Here is a 16,839-nt window from a genome sequence, read left to right as displayed (position 1 = left end):
GCCGTCCCCGCGTGGGCACCTTGGCGGTCCTGGGCCGCCTTCGGCGGGCTCGTTCGGTGGACGGAACGGCAGGGCGCATTGCCAGGGCGGATTGCCGGGTTGGCCGGGCCCGCCTGGGCGGTGAGCCGGTAGCGACGACGCCGTGGGCCCCGCCCGGCGACCGGGGCCGCACGCGCGCCGACGGGGCGGTGGGGATCGGGCGACATGCCGGTCTCGTGTGCCGGTGCCGGTGCCCGTGCGAGGCGAGGCGGGCCGCACGGGGACCGGGCGCGTGGGGAAGGGTGAGACGCTCGGCGGTGGTCGAGGGAACGCCGGAGACCGCCTCGGATGCGGCCCCGCGCCGACCAGTGCCCGCCCGGGCCGATCTGTCTACGCCTGTTGCCGACCCCCGTGGGCGCGGCCGATGGGCGGTCCGGAGGGCGTCCGCGCGCTGGGGGAGGACCGGGGTCGGTCGGGGTGTGTGGGGTGTGTGGTGGGGTTGGGGTCTGGGTGTGGGGAACTGCCTTGGACGTGGCCTGTGCCGGCGGCTTGGATCGAGGTGTAGCCGACCCGCGTCGGAATGGCCGATGGGTGGTCCGGGAGCGGCCCTGCGCTGGGGGAGGTCGGGGCCAGTTGGTCGGTTTCGGCCGCTCGGCGGGGGCCGGGATGGTCGAGGTGGTCGGGGTGTGCCGGACACCGTCTTGGGCGTGGTGCCGGTGCGTGCCGGGATGCCCAAGGCCGGCCGGCGGGCGAGCCGGGGACACGGCCCCGCCCGGGGCGTTCTCAGACCCGCGACCTCTGTCGTACCCGCCCCCGGCGGGTCGGCGCAGGCGCGGTGTCCGTCCCGTCGGGAACGGTGCTGTGCGGGGTGGTCCTGGGGCGGGACTGGGTCAGTGCCGCGCCGGCGAGGACGATCACCGCGCCGACCGGTGTCGACCAGGACAGCGACTCGCCGAGGAGCGCGACGCCCGCGGCCGTGGCGATCACCGGGGTGAAGTACGTGACCATCTGCGCGGTCGTCGGGCCGACCTCGGCGACCAGGTCGTACTGGATCAGGAAGGCGAGCCCCGTGCCGAGGACGCCCAGGGCGGCGACCGACAGGAGCGGGAGCACCGGGAAACTGGTCGGTACCGAGGTGAACACCGGCGTCACGATGGCCAGTTGCAGCGTTGCCAGTCCTAGCTGGGTGCCGCTCAGCGAGAGGTGGGAGTGGCTGGAGCCGGCCAGCGTGCGGCGGACGTAGATCCAGCCGATCGGATAGCTGAGCGAGGCCAGCAGGGCCAGCGTCGTGCCCGTGACGTCGAGGCCGTGGAAGCCCTGCCAGACACCCAGCACCGTCAGCACACCCAGGAAGCCGATGCCGAGGCCGGCCACCCGGCGTCGCGTCGGCCGGTCCTCGGACAGGGCGACCAGCGACAGGGCCATGCCCCACAGCGGCGAGGTCGCGTTGCAGATGCCCGCGAGGGATGAGGGGATCGTCAGCTCCGAGTAGGCGAACAGGGAGAACGGCAGCGAGTTGAGCAGCAGTCCGGCGACCGCCAGATGCGCCCACGTCCGCGCCCCGCGCGGGAGCCGCTCCCGCTTCACCGCCATCGCCGCGGCGACCACCGCCGTACCGAACGCCAGCCGCCCGAGCGTGACCTGGAACGGGGCGAAGGCATCAGTGCCCACCTTCATGAAAAGGAAGCTGAAACCCCAGACGAGGGAGAGGAGCCCGAAGCGCAGCCGCCAGTCGAAGACGCGGCGGGCTGCGGTGGAGGACGTGACGCTGCTGCTCATGCAGGCAACGATGAGGCAGCCGTCTTCGTAGCACAATCGAAATTTCGCACGCGGTATCTCGTAGCATTGCTTACATGTTGAACCTGGAGCGCCTGCGTACCCTCGACGCCCTCGCCCGGCACGGATCGGTCAGCGGTGCCGCCGCCGGCCTGCACATCACCACCTCGGCCGTCTCCCAGCAGTTGGCCAAGCTGGAACGCGAGGCCGGCCAGCAGCTCCTCGCCAAGAACGGACGGGGCGTACGGCTCACGGACGCCGGACGGCTGCTCGCCGAGCACGCGGCCCGCATCCTCTCCCAGGTCGAGCTGGCCCAGGCCGACCTGGAGGCGCAGCGCGGACAGGTGGCGGGCGAGCTGAGGCTGTCGGCGTTCCCGACGGCCGCCCGCGGACTCTTCCCCGCAGCGCTAGCCGCCCTGCGCGCCGAGCACCCCGCGCTGCGCATCCGCTCCTCGGAGCTGGAGCCGGAGCGCGGCGTCAACGGGGTGGTGCGCGGCGACCTCGACCTGGCCGTCGTGCTCGACTGGTACAACAAGCCGATGCCGCTGCCCGACGGCCTGGTCAAGGCGCCGCTCCTGGACGACCCCGCCGACGTGGCCATGCCGGCCGACCACCGGCTCGCCGGCCGGGACGAGGTGGACCTCGCCGAGTTCGCCGAGGACGAGTGGATCACTTGGGGCGAGGGCGAGTTCTGCCACGAGTGGCTGATGTTCACGCTGCGCTCCAAGGGCATCGAGCCGATCGTCGGCCACCGCGCCGCCGAGACCCACACCCAGCTCGGACTGGTCGCCGCGGGGCTCGGCGTGTGCATCGCACCGCTGCTCGGACGCCATCCGATGCCCGCGGCGGTCGTCACCGCGCCGCTGAAACAGCGGGTGCGCCGACATGTGTACGTCGTCTGGCGCGCGGACGCCGACCGCCGCCCGTCGATCCGGGCGGCGGTGGACGCGCTACGGGTGACGGCGCGGCAAGTCGGTCAGGCGGAGTGAGCCGGGCGGGTGGGGTGAGCCTGTCGGGATCAGCCGGGAGGGATGAGCCGGGTGGGGCGGTCGGACTACGGTGACGTCAGTTTGCGGAAGTCCCAGGAGACGACCTTCTCCGGCGTCAGCCGCAGCCAGGCGTGCCTGCCGTCGTGCGGCATCTCCTGAAGACCGAAGTTCTTGCGGGCGAACAGCGTCTCCGGGAAGTCGAGTTCGGCGCACAGCTCCCCGGTGCGCGGCGCCTCGCCCACGAACTCCACCCGGCCGGACAGCTCCGCGCCCCGCAACTCCTCGTACTCCTCGCCGGTGTCGACCACGATCGCCACCCGCGGGTCGCGCCGCAGCTCCGTCCACCGCCTGCTGCGCACGACGGAGTACAGCCACATCGAGGAGCCGTCCCAGACGAACCAGAGCGTGCTCACGTGCGGGGCGCCGTCGGCCGAGACCGTGGCGACCCGGCAGGTGCGCTGGGCGCTGAGGAAGACGTCCAGCTCACCGGGGGTCATCATGATCTTCCGGCCCCGGCGCTGCGGGACGGTCACGGTCATCCGGCCAGCCGGATCGAGTCCCCGCTGACCGTGATCTGCACGGCGGGCAGCGGCTTGGGCGCCGGACCGCCCTGCACACTGCCGTCCGTGATCGAGAAGTTGCTGTTGTGACAGGGGCAGTTGATGACACCGTCGGACACGCTCTTCACGGCGCAGCCCTGGTGGGTGCAGGTGGCGGAGAAGGCCTTGAACTCGCCCGCCGCGGGCTGGGTGACCACCACCTTCTGGTCGGCGAAGACCTTCCCGCCGCCCTCGGGGATGTCCGCGGTCGCCGCGAGCGCGGCGCCGGCCCCGGCGTTCTCCCCGCCGCCCGAACCGCCGCCGCCCGCCTCGTCGGAGGCGGGGGACGAAGGGGCGGTGCCGGTGTCGCTCGACGCGTCCTCGTCCGAGCCACCGCACGCGGCCAGCACGGCGGTGAGCCCCGCCGCTCCGGCCGCCGCCACGACGGTACGACGGGCCGGTCCGGCCGCGGGGTGAAACGATGCGCTGGGCATGCTGGGGTTCCCTTCCGGGGTGGATGCGTGATGATCTGCCGAGAGGTACGGACCCTTGGCACCTGCTGTTCAGACCGTGCCGAGATGCTGTCGGGTCGGCGGTCGGGCGGGCGTAAAACACGACTGTCGATTCGCTGTCGGCCGGACACCGCGCACCACCCGCACTCCCTCACCACGCCGGATAACCTGGGGCGATGCTCAAGGAAGTCATCGCGACCCGCTACATCACGCCGTTGCGTGAGGGCGGCTCGCTGCCGGGACTCGTCGAGGCCGACGACTTCGGGACGTACGTCCTGAAATTTACCGGTGCAGGACAGGGCCGCAAGACGCTCGTCGCCGAGGTGGTCTGCGGCGAACTCGCCCGCCGGCTGGGCTTCAGGGTGCCGCGCCTCGTGACGGTCGACGTCGATCCGGTGCTCGGCCTCGGCGAACCCGACCAGCAGGTACAGGAGCTGCTCAAGTCGAGCGGCGGCACCAACCTCGGCATGGACTTCCTCTCCGGCGCGCTAGGTTTCGACCCGCTCGCCTTCGAGGTGAGCGCCGAGGAGGCAGGACGGATCGTCTGGTTCGACGCGCTGGTCAACAACGTCGACCGGTCCTGGCGCAACCCCAACCTGCTGCGCCTGCACGGCGAGACGTGGCTCATCGACCACGGCGCGACCATGATCTGGCACCACAACTGGCCCGCCGCCGAGGCCTCTGCCGCCCGCCCATACGACGCCGCCGACCACGCCCTCGCGCGCTTCGCGCCGGACGTCCGCTCGGCCGCCGCCGCGCTGGCGCCGCTGGTCACCGGGGAACTCCTCGCCGAGGTCACCGCCGAGATCCCGGACGTGTGGCTGCTCGACGAGCCCGGCTTCGCCACGCCCGACGACCTCCGCAGGGCCTACGCCCGGCCCCTGCTCGCGCGGGCCGCCACGATCCACGAACGCGTCAAGGGGGAGCGGTGACCGACCGCCATGTCTTCGAGTACGCGCTGGTGCGCGTCGTGCCGCGCGTCGAGCGCGGGGAGTGTGTCAACGCCGGCGTGCTCGTCTACTGCCGGGCCAAGTCCTACGTCGGTGCCCGCACCCACCTCGACGAGGGCAGGCTGCTGGCCCTGGACCCGCGGGTGGACCTGCCCGGCGTGCGCGCGGCGCTGCGTGCGGTGGAGGGCGTGTGCGCCGGCGGGGACGCGGCGGGCCAGGCGGCCGGGGACGATCCCGGCCGCCGCTTCCGCTGGCTGATCGCACCCCGCTCGACCATCGTCCGGCCGGGCCCCGTCCACACCGGCCTCACGGCCGACCCGGCGGCCGAGACGGAACGGCTCCTCGAGCTACTGGTGCGGTAGCCGGGTGGTGCCGGTCCGGTCGGCCGGTCGGCCGGTCCGGTCGGGCAGTCGGCCGGTCGGCCGGTCGGCCACGGTGGTGGGCGCGGTCCTTCTCCGGCGTTCGCCTCGGCCGGGCGTCAGCCGTTCCTGCGCCGCCTCAGCAGCGCATAGCCTGCGGCCAGCGCGGCGCTCGCCACGCCGCCCAGCCCGATCGCGATGTCCTCGCCGCTCGGGCCGGTGGCCGAGGCGCCGCCGACGCCGCCCTGGGTGCCGAGCGTCGGCATGACGGTCGGGGAGGCGGTCGGGGCGGGCGTGGTGGCCGCCGGGGCCGGTGTGGTGGGGGCGGGACGCGGCTTGGAGGTCGCGGAGATCGTCGGGTCGGAGGCCCAGTGCTGCGGTGCCGCGGCGACAGCACCCACACCACCCACAGCACCCACGTACGGCTCCCGCCTCTCGTCGAGCACGCCCTGGCCGGGCCGGCCCGCGTCGAGCACGCCCTGGCCGGGCCGGCCCGCGTCGAGCCCGCCCTGCTCGGGCCGTCCCCCGTCCGGCCGGGTCTGGCCGAGGCCGTCCCCGTCGGGGCGCGCTTCGTCGAGTCGGCCGTCGTCGAGTCCGCCCTGCTCGGATCCGCCTTGCTCGGATCCGCCTTGCTCGAATCCACCCTGGCCGGATTCGTCCTGCTCGAATCCCCCTTGGCCGGATCCGCCCTGGTCATACATGTCCGGGTTGAATTCCCCCTGGCCGAGCGCATCCTCCTCGTACGCTCCCTGACCCGCTCCGCCCGGTTCGAGCAGCCCCTCGTCGGGGGAGTCCTGGTACAAGGCGTCCGGGGACAGGGGCTCCGGGGTGCCCGGGTCGGTGGCGAAGGCGGACTGGGCCGCCTCCTGGTGGATGGTGCTCCGGGGCTCCGGGCCCTCGGCGTGTGCGGTGTCGGCCAGCGGCACGATCGCGGCGATCGCGACGGCTATGCCTGCTGCACCGGTGTGACGGCGCATGGACGCCTCCTTTCCGGCCACGAGTGGCTCGCGCTTCGACGCTAGGGGCCCGAGAGCCCGGTGGCCCGCAGCGGTGGGCCGATCGGGCGAGCGGGGCGGTGTCGCGCGGAGAAGGCCAGGTAATGGATCACACCGGCCCGGTGTCCCGTTGACACCGGGTGCCAGGGCTTCTAGCGTCACGTCTGCGGAAGGTACTAAGCGGTCGCTCACCCGAGGGCGCACGCACCGCACGGGCCGCATCCCCAGGACGAGGAGAAGCAGCGAATGTCCACCACTGAGCAGCGGGTCGCCGTAGTCACCGGAGCCGCGCGCGGCATCGGTGCCGCCACCGCCGTACGACTGGCCGCCGAAGGCCGCGCCGTCGCCGTCATCGACCTCGACGAGGCCGCCTGCAAGGACACCGTCGAGAAGATCACCGCGGCCGGCGGCAAGGCGATCGCGGTCGGCTGCGACGTCTCCGACGAGGCACGGGTCGAGGCGGCCGTCGCGCAGATCGCCGAGGAGCTGGGCGCCCCGACGATCCTCGTCAACAACGCGGGCGTGCTGCGCGACAACCTGCTGTTCAAGATGAGCGCGTCCGACTGGGACACCGTCATGAACGTGCACCTGCGCGGGGCCTTCCTGATGTCGAAGGCCTGTCAGAAGCACATGGTGGACGCCGGCTTCGGCCGTATCGTCAACCTGTCCTCCTCCTCCGCGCTCGGCAACCGCGGACAGGTCAACTACTCCGCCGCCAAGGCCGGTCTCCAGGGCTTCACCAAGACCCTGGCCAAGGAACTGGGCAAGTTCGGCGTCACCGCCAACTCCGTCGCCCCCGGTTTCATCGCCACCGAGATGACCAAGGCCACCGCCGACCGCGTCGGCATGGGCTTCGACGACTTCAAGGCCGCCGCCGCCACCCAGATCCCGGTCGCGCGCGTCGGCGAGCCCGACGACATCGCCAACGCCATCGCCTTCTTCACCGGCGAGGCGGCCGGCTTCGTCTCCGGCCAGGTGCTGTACGTGGCCGGCGGACCGCTCGACTAGGGAACACGGAGACCAGGAACGGTTGGGGAACACTGACATGACTGAACTGCCCGGACTCTCCGGCAAGGTCGCGCTCGTCACGGGCGCCAGCCGCGGCATCGGCTACGGCGTCGCCGAGGCGCTCGTCGCACGCGGCGACCGCGTCTGCATCACCGGCCGCAACGAGGACGCCCTGAAGGAGGCCGTCGACAGACTCGGCTCCGACCGGGTCTTCGGCGTCGCGGGCAAGGCGCACGACGAGGCCCACCAGGCCGTGGCCGTCGAGCGCGTGATGGAGGCCTTCGGCCGCGTCGACTTCCTCGTCAACAACGCCGGTACCAACCCGGTGTTCGGGCCGATCGCCGACCTCGACCTGAACGTCGCGCGCAAGGTCTTCGAGACCAACGTGATCTCGGCGCTCGGCTTCGCCCAGCGCACCTGGCACGCCTGGCAGAAGGACAACGGCGGCGCGATCGTCAACATCGCCTCCGTCGCGGGGCTTTCCCCCTCGCCCTTCCTCGCCGCGTACGGCGTCAGCAAGGCCGCGCTGATCAACCTCACCGCGCAACTGGCGCACGAGTTCGCGCCCAAGGTGCGGGTCAACGCGATCGCCCCGGCGGTCGTGAAGACCAAGTTCGCCGCCGCCCTGTACGAGGGCCGCGAGGAGGAGGCCGCCTCGGGCTACCCGCTGGGCCGGCTCGGCGTGCCCTCCGACATCGGCGGCGCCGCCGCGTTCCTCACCTCGGCGCAGTCCGACTGGGTCACCGGTCAGACGCTCGTCGTCGACGGAGGCATCTTCCTCAACGCCGGCGTGGCCTGATCTCGCCCACAGCCGACTCTCAAGATCGACCCCGGACACGGGCGCCGTTGACGCAAACGGCGCCCGTGTCCGCGTTTCGAGACGACGCCGAAGATGACAACGTAGTCATCGCCAAATGATCAAAACCCCTGTTCAGAAGGGGGTTCAGGTGGCGTGGCGCTGCGGTATGGTCTGCCGACCCTTGGCACGGCGGATCGAGGAGCGTGCGCGTGTTCAACCGGAACCGAGGCCTGCGTCGGGTGGCGGCCATCGTGTCCATATCGTCGCTGGTCACCGGATGCGGCATCCTGTCGTCCGACAGTTCGCAGGACGAGGGACCGATCGTCGTGGGCACGACCAGCGCCCCCAGCACCCTGGATCCGGCCGCCTCCTGGGACGGCTCCTGGGAGCTGTTCCGGAACATCTACCAGACGCTGCTGAGCTACCCCAGCGGTGCCACGGCGCCCGAGCCCGACGCCGCGGAGCGGTGCTCGTTCACCGACTCCACCAACCAGGTGTACCGCTGCGAGCTGCGCGAGGGCCTGACCTTCTCCGACGGGGACCCCCTCGACGCCCGGGCCGTCAAGTACTCGATCGACCGGATCAAGGACATCAACGTCAACGGCGGCCCGGCCGGTCTGCTCGGCAGCCTCGAACGGGTCCAGGCGCCGAGCGAGCGCGAGGTGGTCTTCCACCTCAACAAGCCCGACGCCACCTTCCCGTTCGTGCTCGCCACGCCCGCCATGTCGATCGTCGACCCCGGCGACTACCCGGCGGACGCCCTGCGCGAGGGCGGTGACGTCGTCGGCTCCGGCCCGTACACGCTCGAGTCCTACGAGGACGGCGAACGGGCCGAACTCGTGCGCAACGACCGCTACAAGGGCTTCGCCGAACGCCACAACGAGGCGGTGACCATCCGCTACTTCAAGGACTCCGCCGGGATGGTCGAGGCGCTGCGCGACGACGACATCCAGGTGACCTACCGCGGCCTCGCCGCCGACGACGTGATCACGCTCCAGGGCAAGGACGGCAAGGACGAGGGCCTGCAACTGGTCGAGGGCAGCGGTACGGAGATCAGCTATCTCGTCTTCAACCCCGAGGACCCGTGGGCGGGCCGCAAGGAGGTGCGCCAGGCCGTCGCCCAGGTGATCGACCGGGCGGCGATCGCGCACAAGATCTACCGGGACACCGTCGATCCGCTGTACTCGATGGTCCCCAAGGGCCTCACCGGTCACACCACGGGCTTCTTCGACGACTACGGCGACCCCAGCGTCCCCAAGGCCCGCGAGATGCTCGAGGACGCCGGCATCACGGAGCCCGTCCCGCTCACCCTCTGGTACACCAGCGACCGCTACGGCTCGGAGACGGGGCGGGAGTTCAAGGAGATCAAGCGACAGCTCGACGGCTCGGGTCTCTTCGAGGTCACTCTCAAGAGCCGTCCCTGGAAGACGTACGTCGAGGGCTACCAGAAGGGCGAGTACCCGGTGTTCGGACGCGGCTGGTCCCCGGACTTCCCGGACGCGGAGAACTTCATCGCCCCCTTCGTCGGCGAGCAGAACGCCCTCGGCACGCCCTACCTCGCACCGGAGATCACCGGTGAACTGCTGCCGCGCTCACGCCGGGAGAGCGACCGCGCCAACGTGGAGAGGGAGTTCGAGCGGGCGCAGGAGATCATGGTGAACGACGCACGGCTGCTGCCGCTGTGGCAGGGCAAGCAGTACGTGGCCGCCAGCACGGACATCTCGGGCGCGGAGCAGGCCCTTGACCCGTCGACGATCATGATGATGTGGCAGCTCCAGCGGAAGACGAGCTGGTAGACGCCGACAGGCGCCGGTCGGCGCTCGCGTTGTCAGTGGACGCCGGTAGGTTCTTCGGGACTGGAAGCGACCGCACAGCGTAAGGAAGTTGACGTGACCGACATCGCCATGCTGCCCGAGTCCTGGCGCGAGGTGCTGGGCGGCGAGCTTCAGCAGCCCTACTTCAAGGAGCTGATGGAGTTCGTCGAGGAGGAGCGGGCGAACGGCCCCGTCTACCCGCCGCGCGAGGAGGTCTTCGCCGCCCTGGAGGCCACGCCCTACGACCGGGTGAAGGTACTGGTCCTCGGGCAGGACCCGTACCACGGCGAGGGCCAGGGGCACGGGCTGTGCTTCTCGGTCCGGCCGGGCGTGAAGGTCCCGCCGTCCTTGCGCAACATCTACAAGGAGATGCACGCGGAGCTGGACACCCCCGTCCCGGACAACGGCTTTCTGATGCCGTGGGCGAAGCAGGGTGTCCTGCTGCTCAACGCGGTGCTCACGGTCCGGGCCGGCGAGGCGAACTCGCACAAGGCCCGCGGCTGGGAGCTGTTCACCGACGCGGTGATCCGCGCGGTGGCCGGCCGGACCGACCCGGCGGTGTTCGTGCTGTGGGGGAACTACGCGCAGAAGAAGCTGCCGCTGATCGACGAGACGCGGCACGTGGTGGTCAAGGGCGCGCACCCCTCGCCGCTGTCGGCGAAGAAGTTCTTCGGCTCCCGACCGTTCACGCAGATCAACGAGGCGGTCGCGAAGCAGGGCCACGAGCCGATCGACTGGACCATCCCGAACCTGGGCTGACCCCGAGGCCGCCGGGGCCGGTCCGCCACCGACCGGCCCGGGCGCTTCCCGGTGCCGCCTGACCGGGAATGCGGGGACCTGCGGTTAGCGTCGTCGGGACAGCCGACGAGGGCACGACGGAGGACGCGGTGGCGCAGGGACAGGAGCAGGCGGCGCCGGATGCCGTGCTGACGCGGATCGGCCAGGTCGTCATGCTGCATCACGCGGGCGACCGCGAGGAGGCCCGGCACCGCTTCCTGGGCCTGTGGGCGGAGATCGGCGAGCACGGCGACCCCCTGCACCGCTGCACGCTCGCCCACTACCTGGCCGACACCCAGGACGATCCACAGGACGAACTGGCCTGGGACCTGCGGGCGTTGTCGGCCGCCGAGGAACTGACGCAGGACCGGCTCGCCGAGCGGCACCGGAGCACACCCGCCGCCCGCGCCCTCTGCCCCTCGCTCCACCTGAACCTGGCCGCGGACTACGACCGGCTCGGCCACCGCGAGGCCGCCCGCGTACACCTGCGGCGCGCCCGCACCGCGGCCGAGTCCCTCGCCCCCGGCCGCTACGCAGAGGGCGTACGGGCGTCGATCGACCGGCTGGAGCGGCGCATGGACGACGCCGGTCGCGGCACGGACGGACCCGACGGACCCGACGGGCCCGAGGGGTGGGGCCGGCCACCGCGGCAGCGGCCGTAACACCGGTCCCTCCGGGGGCGAGGGCTCAGCGTCCGTACGCCTGCTCGCAGATGCGGGCCTCGGGACTGCCCGGCCGCCAACCGCCGTACTCCTTGCCGAGGGAGCACACGTCGGCGTTCTTGCCGGTCTTGCCGTTCTTGCCGGGCGAGCGCGGCAGGTCCGGCACCTCGGGCCGCGATGTCGCGGGCCCACGCGTGTGCTCCGGTGCCGCGGGGCGGGAGGTCCGCTCTTCGGGGCGGGCACGGGCGGCCGGCGGATCGTGCGGGGCGGGTGCGGTCGCCGGGGGGTTCGTGCGGCGCGGTTCGCCGGTGGCGCGGTCCGGGTCCGGGGAGGGGCCGATCATCTCCAGCGCCTCGCGGGCCGGGGCCTGTACGACCCGGGGCTCGGCCGGGCCGTCGGGGTGCGGCGCGGACGAGCGGGCGCCGGCCGCCGAGGGGTCGGCCACGGCCGGGCCCCTGACCGTCGTACACCCGGTCAGGGCCGAGACTGCCACGGTCACCAGAAGCGTTGCGGTGGTCGTCGTTCGATGCACCCGCGCCACTCTGCTGGGTCGGGCGCCTTCCCCGGCGCCGGACAAGCGGAGGTTGCCCCGCACGGGTGATCTCCGGCCCCGTACGGAGGGCCGTGGACCACCGGAGGTGACGTCAGTCGCCCGTGGCTCCGTCCAGGCGCTCGCGGATCAGGTCCGCGTGCCCGTTGTGACGCGCGTACTCCTCGATCATGTGGGTGTGGATCCAGCGCAGGGTGAAGCGCTCACCGGTGCGCAGGTGCTTCCCCCGGGTCGGTTCTCCCAGGGGCACACCCGCCGCGTTGCGCCGGGCCGCCTCGATCTCGGCCTGCCAGGCGGCGTGGACCTCCTGCCAGGTGTCCGACCCGCTCACCCGGAAATCTCCGTCCGGGTCCTCGTCGGAGTAGTGCATGGGGCCCGCGTCCTCGTCCGCCAGCACCCGCCGGTACCAGCTCCGTTCCACCTCCGCCATGTGCCGCACCAGCCCCATCAGGGACAACGTGGACGGTGCCACGGCGGCCGTCCTGAGCTGCTCGTCGGCGAGTCCTTCGCACTTCCACGCGAGGGTCTGGCGGTGATAGTCCACCCAGCCCTCCAGCATGGTGCGTTCGTCGGCGTCGACGGCGGGTTCGCGGCGTTCGGTCGTCATGCCCGTATCCTCGCCCGGACCGGCTCGTCCCACCAGGGGGTTTCAGCGGTGCGGCGGGCCGCCGAGCATGCCGTCCAGGATCTCCCGCAGTCCCGACCGGACCTCCGCGAGGCCCGGCGCCTCGGCGTGGAAGGTCCCGGCCACGCAACTGAACATCAGCCCGTCCGCCCAGGCGACCAGCGAGAGCACGTGCCGGCCCGGGTCGGCCGAGCCCATCGCGGTGACGAGGGCTCCGAGCTGCTCCCGGAAGCGGGCGCCCGCCGCGTCGAAGTGGGCCCGCAGCTCGGGGCGTCGCGTGGCCTCGAGCGCCAGTTCGTACCGGGCCAGCGTCAGCGCGCGGTTGCGGGTCAGGGCGCGGTGCGTCGCCAGTGCCAGCGCGTCCACCAGGGCGTCGAGGCCGGCCCGCGGGTCCGGCATCTCGTGCAGCGCCAGTACCCGCGCCTCCCGGTCGGCCAGGCGCCGCACCGCCAGTTCCAGCAGCGCCAGCCGGGTGCGCGCGAGGTTGGACGTGGAGCCCTGGGGGAGCCCGGCCGCCTCGTCGACCGCCCGGTGCGTCAGCCCGCGCATCCCGCGCTCGGCGAGCAGGGACAGGGCCGCGTCGGCGACGAGGTCGGCGCGCGAGGCGCCCGCTGGGGGCCCGGGCGGCGCGGTACGTGGGGACATGGGATCAACCTACCCGCCGGACTACGGCTGTAGTACAGTCGGCGGCAAGCTCCTACTACGGCTGTAGTGAAGCCGAGTGAACGTCCAGGTGGACGAGATGAGCGGGATGGGCGAGGAGGGTGAGGAGAGTCATGACACGGACGAAGCGGGCCGTCGTGATCGGCGGCGGCATCGGCGGCCTGACCGCGGCGGCCGCCCTGCACCAGAGCGGTCTGCGGGTCACCGTCCTGGAGCGCGCCCCCTCGCTCCGGCCGATCGGCGCCGCCATCTCCCTGTCGCCCAACGCCCTGCGCGCCCTGGACGTCATCGGCCTCGGCGACGAGATCCGCGACCTCGCCGCCTGGCAGGGCGACGGGGGACTGCGCACTCCCGGCGGGCGCTGGCTCTCCCGGTCAAGCGCCGAAGCCGCCGCGGCACGGTTCGGCGGTCCGCTGGTCCTGCTGCACCGGTCGACCCTCATCGACCGACTGGCCGGACTGCTGCCTCCGGACGCGGTCCGCACATCCGCCGACGCGATGCTCGCCGACCCCGGCGACCACGACCGCCCGGCCAGGGTCCGCACCCCGGGCGGCGAGCTGGAGGCCGACCTGGTCGTCGCGGCCGACGGCATCCACTCCGCCGTACGCCGCACCCTGTTCCCGGATCACCCGGGACCCGTCTACTCCGGCTTCACCACCTGGCGGCTGGTGATCCCCCTGCCCGGCGTCGAGTTCGCCTCCCACGAGACCTGGGGCCGGGGCCGCATCTGGGGCACGCACCCCCTCAAGGACGGCAGGGTCTACGCGTACGCCGCCGCCGTCACACCGGCGGGCGGGCACGCGGCCGACGAGAAGGCGGAACTGCTGCACCGCTACGGCGACTGGCACGACCCGATCCCCGAAGTCCTCGCCGCCGCCCGCCCCGAGGACGTCCTGCGCCACGACGTGCACCAGATCGCCGAGCCGCTGCCGGCCCACCACCGCGGCCGGGTCGCCCTCCTCGGGGACGCCGCGCACGCCATGCCGCCCAACCTCGGCCAGGGCGGCAACCAGGCCATCGAGGACGCGGTCGTGCTCGCCCACCACAGCCAGGACCTCGCCGCCTACACCGCCGCCCGGCAGCCCAGGACCACCGCCGTCACCCGCCAGGCCGTCAAGGTCGCCCGCCTCAACCTGATGAGCAACCGCGCCGGCATCGCGGCCCGCAACGCCGCGATCTCCGTACTGTCCAAGGCCGGACCCGCCCTGTTCCTGCGGAGCTTCGACGGCATCGCCGACTGGCGGCCCCCGCAGCCCCCGTATGCTTCCCAGCGGACCCAGGTCGACGAAAGTTAGACGAGCGTTAGAGGAGCACACCCCGTGAAGGTCGGCTGCATCGGACTCGGCGACATCGCGCGCAAGGCCTACCTGCCGGTGCTCGCCGTCCTGCCCGGGGTCGAACTGCACCTGCAGACCCGCACCCCGGCGACGCTCACCCGGGTCGCCGACGGCCTGCGCATCCCGGACCCGCAGCGCCACACCGACCTCGACGCGCTCCTCGCCCAGGGCCTCGACGCCGCCTTCGTGCACGCGCCGACGGCCGTCCACCCGCAGATCGTGGCCCGGCTGCTGGAAGCCGGCGTCCCGACCTACGTCGACAAGCCGCTCGCCTACGAACTCGCCGACTCCGAGCGCCTGGTGACCCTCGCCGAGGAGCGGCGCACCAGCCTCGCCGTGGGCTTCAACCGGCGTCACGCCCCCGGGTACGCGCAGTGCGCCGATCACCCGCGCGAACTGATCCTCATGCAGAAGAACCGCACCGGGCTGCCCGAGGACCCGCGCACGATGATCCTCGACGACTTCATCCACGTCGTCGACACACTGAGGTTCCTGGTGCCCGGCCCGGTCGACGGCGTGACCGTGCGCGCCCGGGTCGAGGACGGCCTGCTCCACCACGTCGTGCTCCAGCTCGCCGGGGACGGCTTCACCGCACTCGGCGTCATGAACCGGCTCAGCGGCTCGGCGGAGGAGATCCTGGAGGTCTCCGGCCAGGACACCAAACGCCAGGTGGTCAACCTCGCCGAGGTGATCGACCACAAGGGCCAGACGACCGTGCGGCGGCGCGGCGACTGGGTTCCCGTCGCCCGCCAGCGCGGCATCGAGCAGGCCGTACTCGGCTTCCTCGACGCGGTGCGGGCCGGCCGGGTGCTCAGTGCCCGGGACGCGTTGGAGACCCATGAGCTGTGCGAGCGGGTGGTCCGGACCGTGCTGGACCGCTCCGCCTGAGCCGCACCGTCGTTACCCCCTCGGCGGCGGCCCAGGCCGCGAGGATCACCAGCGCCCCGCGCACCGTCCAGTCGCCGTAGCGGACATACGGTGTGGTGCCGTGGGTGAGGGGGATCTCGTACACCCGCGAGGTACTGGCGTCGGTGCCGAGCCAGGAGCCGATCCGCTCGCCGTTCGCGTCGTAGACGGCGGAGACGCCGGTCAGCGTCGCGTGCACCATCGGCCGGCCGGTCTCGGCGGCGCGCAGCGCGGCGAGCGAGGCGTGCTGCTCGGGAGCCCAGGTGTGCTGGAAGGTCGACGTCGACGACTGGGCGAGCAGGACTTCGGCGCCGTCGGCGGCCAGTTGGCGGCTCATGTCGGGAAACGCGCTCTCGAAGCAGACCATCGGCCCGATGCGCAGCCCGCCGCCGACGTCCATCACCACCTGCCGGGTGCCCCGCATGCGGTCCTCGCCCGCCGCCTCGCCGACGGAGGTGGCCCAGCCGAGCAGTGAGCGGGCCGGCACGTACTCCCCGAAGGGGACCAGCCGCATCTTGTCGTACCGGTCGCCGGTCGGGCCCTCGGGGCCGACGAGCACGGAGCTCTTGTAGATGCCGGGCCGGTCGGCGCGCCGCGCGTCCACGTTGACCAGGATGTCCGCGCCGGTCTCCCGCGACAGTGCCGCGAGCCGCCGGGCCAGGTCGGGCCGGTCGTCCAGGTCGAAGCCGACGCTGCTCTCGCCCCACACGACCAGGTCGAGGTCCCGGTCGGCGAGCCGGCGGGTCAGCCGCTCCTCGCGGTCGAAGCGCCGGTCGGCGCTGTCCGCCCCGGCGACGACGCCGGGCTGCACCACGCCGATCGCGACCCGCTCGCCGTCGGCGTCGGGGCGCGGCGACCAGACCCAGGCCGCCGAGGTGGCCGCGGCGGTGGCGACCAGCCCGGCCAGGGCGGGCACCCGGGCCCGGCGCACGCCGACGAGAACGGCGACGGCGACGTTGACGGCCACCACCAGGAAGCTGAGCAGCCACACCCCGCCCACCGAGGCGAGCCGCAGCGCCGGGGACACCTGCCACTGGCTGGCGCCGAGCATCCCCCAGGGGCCGCCAAGGCCCTGCCAGGACCGGACCAGCTCCGCCAGCAGCCAGCCCGACGGCAGCACCACGAGCGACGCGGCGACCCTCCCGACGGACGGCGCACCGCCCAGCAGCCGCCGCACCAGCCAGCCCCACGGAACCCACAGGGCGCCGAGCAGCGCGGCGATGACGAACGTGAACACGTGCAGGTTCGGCAGCAGCCAGTGGTGCATGGCCAGCACGAACCCGAACCCGCCGCACCACCCGTCGTACGCCGCCCGCTTCCCGTTCGGCGCGGTACGGGCCAGCAGGATCCAGGGGACCAGCGCGAACCAGGCCCACCACCACAGGGCCGGACCCGGAAAGGCGAGCACCGGCAGCGCGCCGGCGAGCACGGCGACGGCCGAGCGCCGCCACGGGGAGGCGAGCCAGTGGTCGAGCTTCTTCATGGGCGCCTCCCTACCCCGTGCTGCCTACAGTGTGCGCCCGCGACGAGGGCAAATTCAGTTGATCACATCGGCGGGTTCAGGGTCCGTCGGCGCCACCCGAGTATGGTGATCGATGA

18 protein-coding genes are annotated in these 16,839 nt (G+C 72.7%); 10 read left to right on the top strand and 8 right to left on the bottom strand.

All coding sequences use genetic code 11. The features are described from left to right. Positions 1-762: 762 nt before the first annotated feature. Entirely contained in the window at positions 763-1,758 is a 996-nt protein-coding gene (locus KUM40_RS32125; RefSeq protein WP_217169751.1) for a DMT family transporter, read from the bottom strand. A gap of 74 nt (positions 1,759-1,832) precedes the next feature. On the opposite strand from KUM40_RS32125, the gene KUM40_RS32120 reads away from it, so the two are divergent. Beyond that, positions 1,833-2,744 (top strand): LysR family transcriptional regulator, encoded by a 912-nt coding sequence (locus KUM40_RS32120; RefSeq protein ID WP_217169750.1) that lies wholly within the window; start codon positions 1,833-1,835, stop codon positions 2,742-2,744. Positions 2,745-2,809: 65 nt separating this feature from the next. On the opposite strand, the gene KUM40_RS32115 is transcribed toward KUM40_RS32120, so the two are convergent. Both KUM40_RS32115 and KUM40_RS32110 read right to left on the bottom strand, forming a co-directional pair. Then, positions 2,810-3,277, bottom strand: coding sequence for a pyridoxamine 5'-phosphate oxidase family protein (locus KUM40_RS32115; RefSeq protein ID WP_217169846.1), 468 nt, complete (start codon positions 3,275-3,277; stop codon positions 2,810-2,812). A 2-nt stretch (positions 3,278-3,279) separates the two neighbouring features. Beyond that, positions 3,280-3,777: a Rieske (2Fe-2S) protein gene (locus tag KUM40_RS32110; protein WP_217169749.1), complete on the bottom strand. Its 498-nt coding sequence runs from the start codon at positions 3,775-3,777 to the stop codon at positions 3,280-3,282. Positions 3,778-3,971: 194 nt separating this feature from the next. Between KUM40_RS32110 and KUM40_RS32105 the strand changes: the two genes are divergently transcribed. Then, positions 3,972-4,727 carry a HipA family kinase gene (locus tag KUM40_RS32105; RefSeq protein WP_217169748.1) on the top strand — a complete coding sequence of 252 codons (756 nt, stop codon included), beginning with the start codon at positions 3,972-3,974 and terminating at the stop codon, positions 4,725-4,727. Then, positions 4,724-5,107: a DUF3037 domain-containing protein gene (locus KUM40_RS32100; protein ID WP_217169747.1), complete on the top strand. Its 384-nt coding sequence runs from the start codon at positions 4,724-4,726 to the stop codon at positions 5,105-5,107. Before KUM40_RS32105 ends, KUM40_RS32100 begins: the two co-directional genes overlap by 4 nt. 116 nt (positions 5,108-5,223) lie before the next feature. On the opposite strand, the gene KUM40_RS32095 is transcribed toward KUM40_RS32100, so the two are convergent. Further along, entirely contained in the window at positions 5,224-6,081 is an 858-nt protein-coding gene (locus KUM40_RS32095; RefSeq protein WP_217169746.1) for a hypothetical protein, read from the bottom strand. 264 nt (positions 6,082-6,345) lie between these two features. Here KUM40_RS32095 and fabG point away from each other — a divergent pair, with 264 nt between their 5' ends. From fabG to KUM40_RS32070, 5 genes are all read left to right on the top strand, one after another. Next, complete coding sequence (fabG, locus tag KUM40_RS32090; protein WP_217169745.1) at positions 6,346-7,107, top strand: 3-oxoacyl-ACP reductase FabG; 762 nt, start codon at positions 6,346-6,348, stop codon at positions 7,105-7,107. Between the two features lie 37 nt (positions 7,108-7,144). Beyond that, the gene (locus KUM40_RS32085; protein ID WP_217169744.1) at positions 7,145-7,906 is read left to right on the top strand and encodes an SDR family oxidoreductase; all 762 of its coding nucleotides are present in this window, start codon (positions 7,145-7,147) and stop codon (positions 7,904-7,906) included. A 209-nt stretch (positions 7,907-8,115) separates the two neighbouring features. Then, positions 8,116-9,702 (top strand): ABC transporter substrate-binding protein, encoded by a 1,587-nt coding sequence (locus KUM40_RS32080; RefSeq protein ID WP_217169743.1) that lies wholly within the window; start codon positions 8,116-8,118, stop codon positions 9,700-9,702. 93 nt (positions 9,703-9,795) lie between these two features. After that, positions 9,796-10,479 (top strand): uracil-DNA glycosylase, encoded by a 684-nt coding sequence (gene ung / locus KUM40_RS32075; RefSeq protein ID WP_217169741.1) that lies wholly within the window; start codon positions 9,796-9,798, stop codon positions 10,477-10,479. 128 nt (positions 10,480-10,607) lie between these two features. Continuing rightward, complete coding sequence (locus KUM40_RS32070; RefSeq protein WP_217169739.1) at positions 10,608-11,159, top strand: hypothetical protein; 552 nt, start codon at positions 10,608-10,610, stop codon at positions 11,157-11,159. Positions 11,160-11,184: 25 nt separating this feature from the next. Here KUM40_RS32070 and KUM40_RS32065 read toward each other — a convergent pair whose 3' ends face one another. The 3 genes from KUM40_RS32065 to KUM40_RS32055 all read right to left on the bottom strand — a co-directional run bounded on the left by KUM40_RS32065 (position 11,185) and on the right by KUM40_RS32055 (position 12,979). Next, positions 11,185-11,700, bottom strand: a complete 516-nt coding sequence (locus KUM40_RS32065) for a hypothetical protein (RefSeq protein ID WP_217169738.1) — start codon at positions 11,698-11,700, stop codon at positions 11,185-11,187. A 103-nt stretch (positions 11,701-11,803) separates the two neighbouring features. After that, positions 11,804-12,316, bottom strand: coding sequence for a DinB family protein (locus KUM40_RS32060; RefSeq protein ID WP_217169736.1), 513 nt, complete (start codon positions 12,314-12,316; stop codon positions 11,804-11,806). Positions 12,317-12,358: 42 nt separating this feature from the next. Beyond that, positions 12,359-12,979, bottom strand: coding sequence for a TetR/AcrR family transcriptional regulator (locus KUM40_RS32055; RefSeq protein WP_217169734.1), 621 nt, complete (start codon positions 12,977-12,979; stop codon positions 12,359-12,361). A gap of 131 nt (positions 12,980-13,110) precedes the next feature. Between KUM40_RS32055 and KUM40_RS32050 the strand changes: the two genes are divergently transcribed. Together KUM40_RS32050 and KUM40_RS32045 are read left to right on the top strand one after the other, a co-directional pair. Further along, positions 13,111-14,292, top strand: coding sequence for an FAD-dependent monooxygenase (locus tag KUM40_RS32050; RefSeq protein WP_217169733.1), 1,182 nt, complete (start codon positions 13,111-13,113; stop codon positions 14,290-14,292). Between the two features lie 24 nt (positions 14,293-14,316). Further along, positions 14,317-15,222, top strand: a complete 906-nt coding sequence (locus KUM40_RS32045) for a Gfo/Idh/MocA family protein (RefSeq protein WP_217169731.1) — start codon at positions 14,317-14,319, stop codon at positions 15,220-15,222. On the opposite strand, the gene lnt is transcribed toward KUM40_RS32045, so the two are convergent. Further along, the gene (gene lnt / locus KUM40_RS32040) at positions 15,146-16,723 is read right to left on the bottom strand and encodes an apolipoprotein N-acyltransferase (protein ID WP_217169730.1); all 1,578 of its coding nucleotides are present in this window, start codon (positions 16,721-16,723) and stop codon (positions 15,146-15,148) included. The genes KUM40_RS32045 and lnt overlap by 77 nt on opposite strands. Between the last annotated feature and the right edge of the window lie 116 nt (positions 16,724-16,839).

It is taken from the genome of Streptomyces sp. AC512_CC834 (assembly GCF_019049325.1).
In the GTDB taxonomy this organism is placed as follows: domain Bacteria; phylum Actinomycetota; class Actinomycetes; order Streptomycetales; family Streptomycetaceae; genus Streptomyces.
This window is presented reverse-complemented; position numbering and strand designations above follow the sequence as displayed.

Coding starts and splice junctions, on each gene's coding strand:
- KUM40_RS32110 (WP_217169749.1), bottom strand. CDS start 3,777: ATGCCCAGCGCATCGTTTCACCCCGCGGCCGGACCGGCCCGTCGTACC.
- KUM40_RS32060 (WP_217169736.1), bottom strand. CDS start 12,316: ATGACGACCGAACGCCGCGAACCCGCCGTCGACGCCGACGAACGCACC.
- KUM40_RS32120 (WP_217169750.1), top strand. CDS start 1,833: ATGTTGAACCTGGAGCGCCTGCGTACCCTCGACGCCCTCGCCCGGCAC.
- fabG (WP_217169745.1), top strand. CDS start 6,346: ATGTCCACCACTGAGCAGCGGGTCGCCGTAGTCACCGGAGCCGCGCGC.
- KUM40_RS32105 (WP_217169748.1), top strand. CDS start 3,972: ATGCTCAAGGAAGTCATCGCGACCCGCTACATCACGCCGTTGCGTGAG.
- lnt (WP_217169730.1), bottom strand. CDS start 16,723: ATGAAGAAGCTCGACCACTGGCTCGCCTCCCCGTGGCGGCGCTCGGCC.
- KUM40_RS32095 (WP_217169746.1), bottom strand. CDS start 6,081: ATGCGCCGTCACACCGGTGCAGCAGGCATAGCCGTCGCGATCGCCGCG.
- KUM40_RS32085 (WP_217169744.1), top strand. CDS start 7,145: ATGACTGAACTGCCCGGACTCTCCGGCAAGGTCGCGCTCGTCACGGGC.
- KUM40_RS32125 (WP_217169751.1), bottom strand. CDS start 1,758: ATGAGCAGCAGCGTCACGTCCTCCACCGCAGCCCGCCGCGTCTTCGAC.
- KUM40_RS32050 (WP_217169733.1), top strand. CDS start 13,111: ATGACACGGACGAAGCGGGCCGTCGTGATCGGCGGCGGCATCGGCGGC.
- KUM40_RS32055 (WP_217169734.1), bottom strand. CDS start 12,979: ATGTCCCCACGTACCGCGCCGCCCGGGCCCCCAGCGGGCGCCTCGCGC.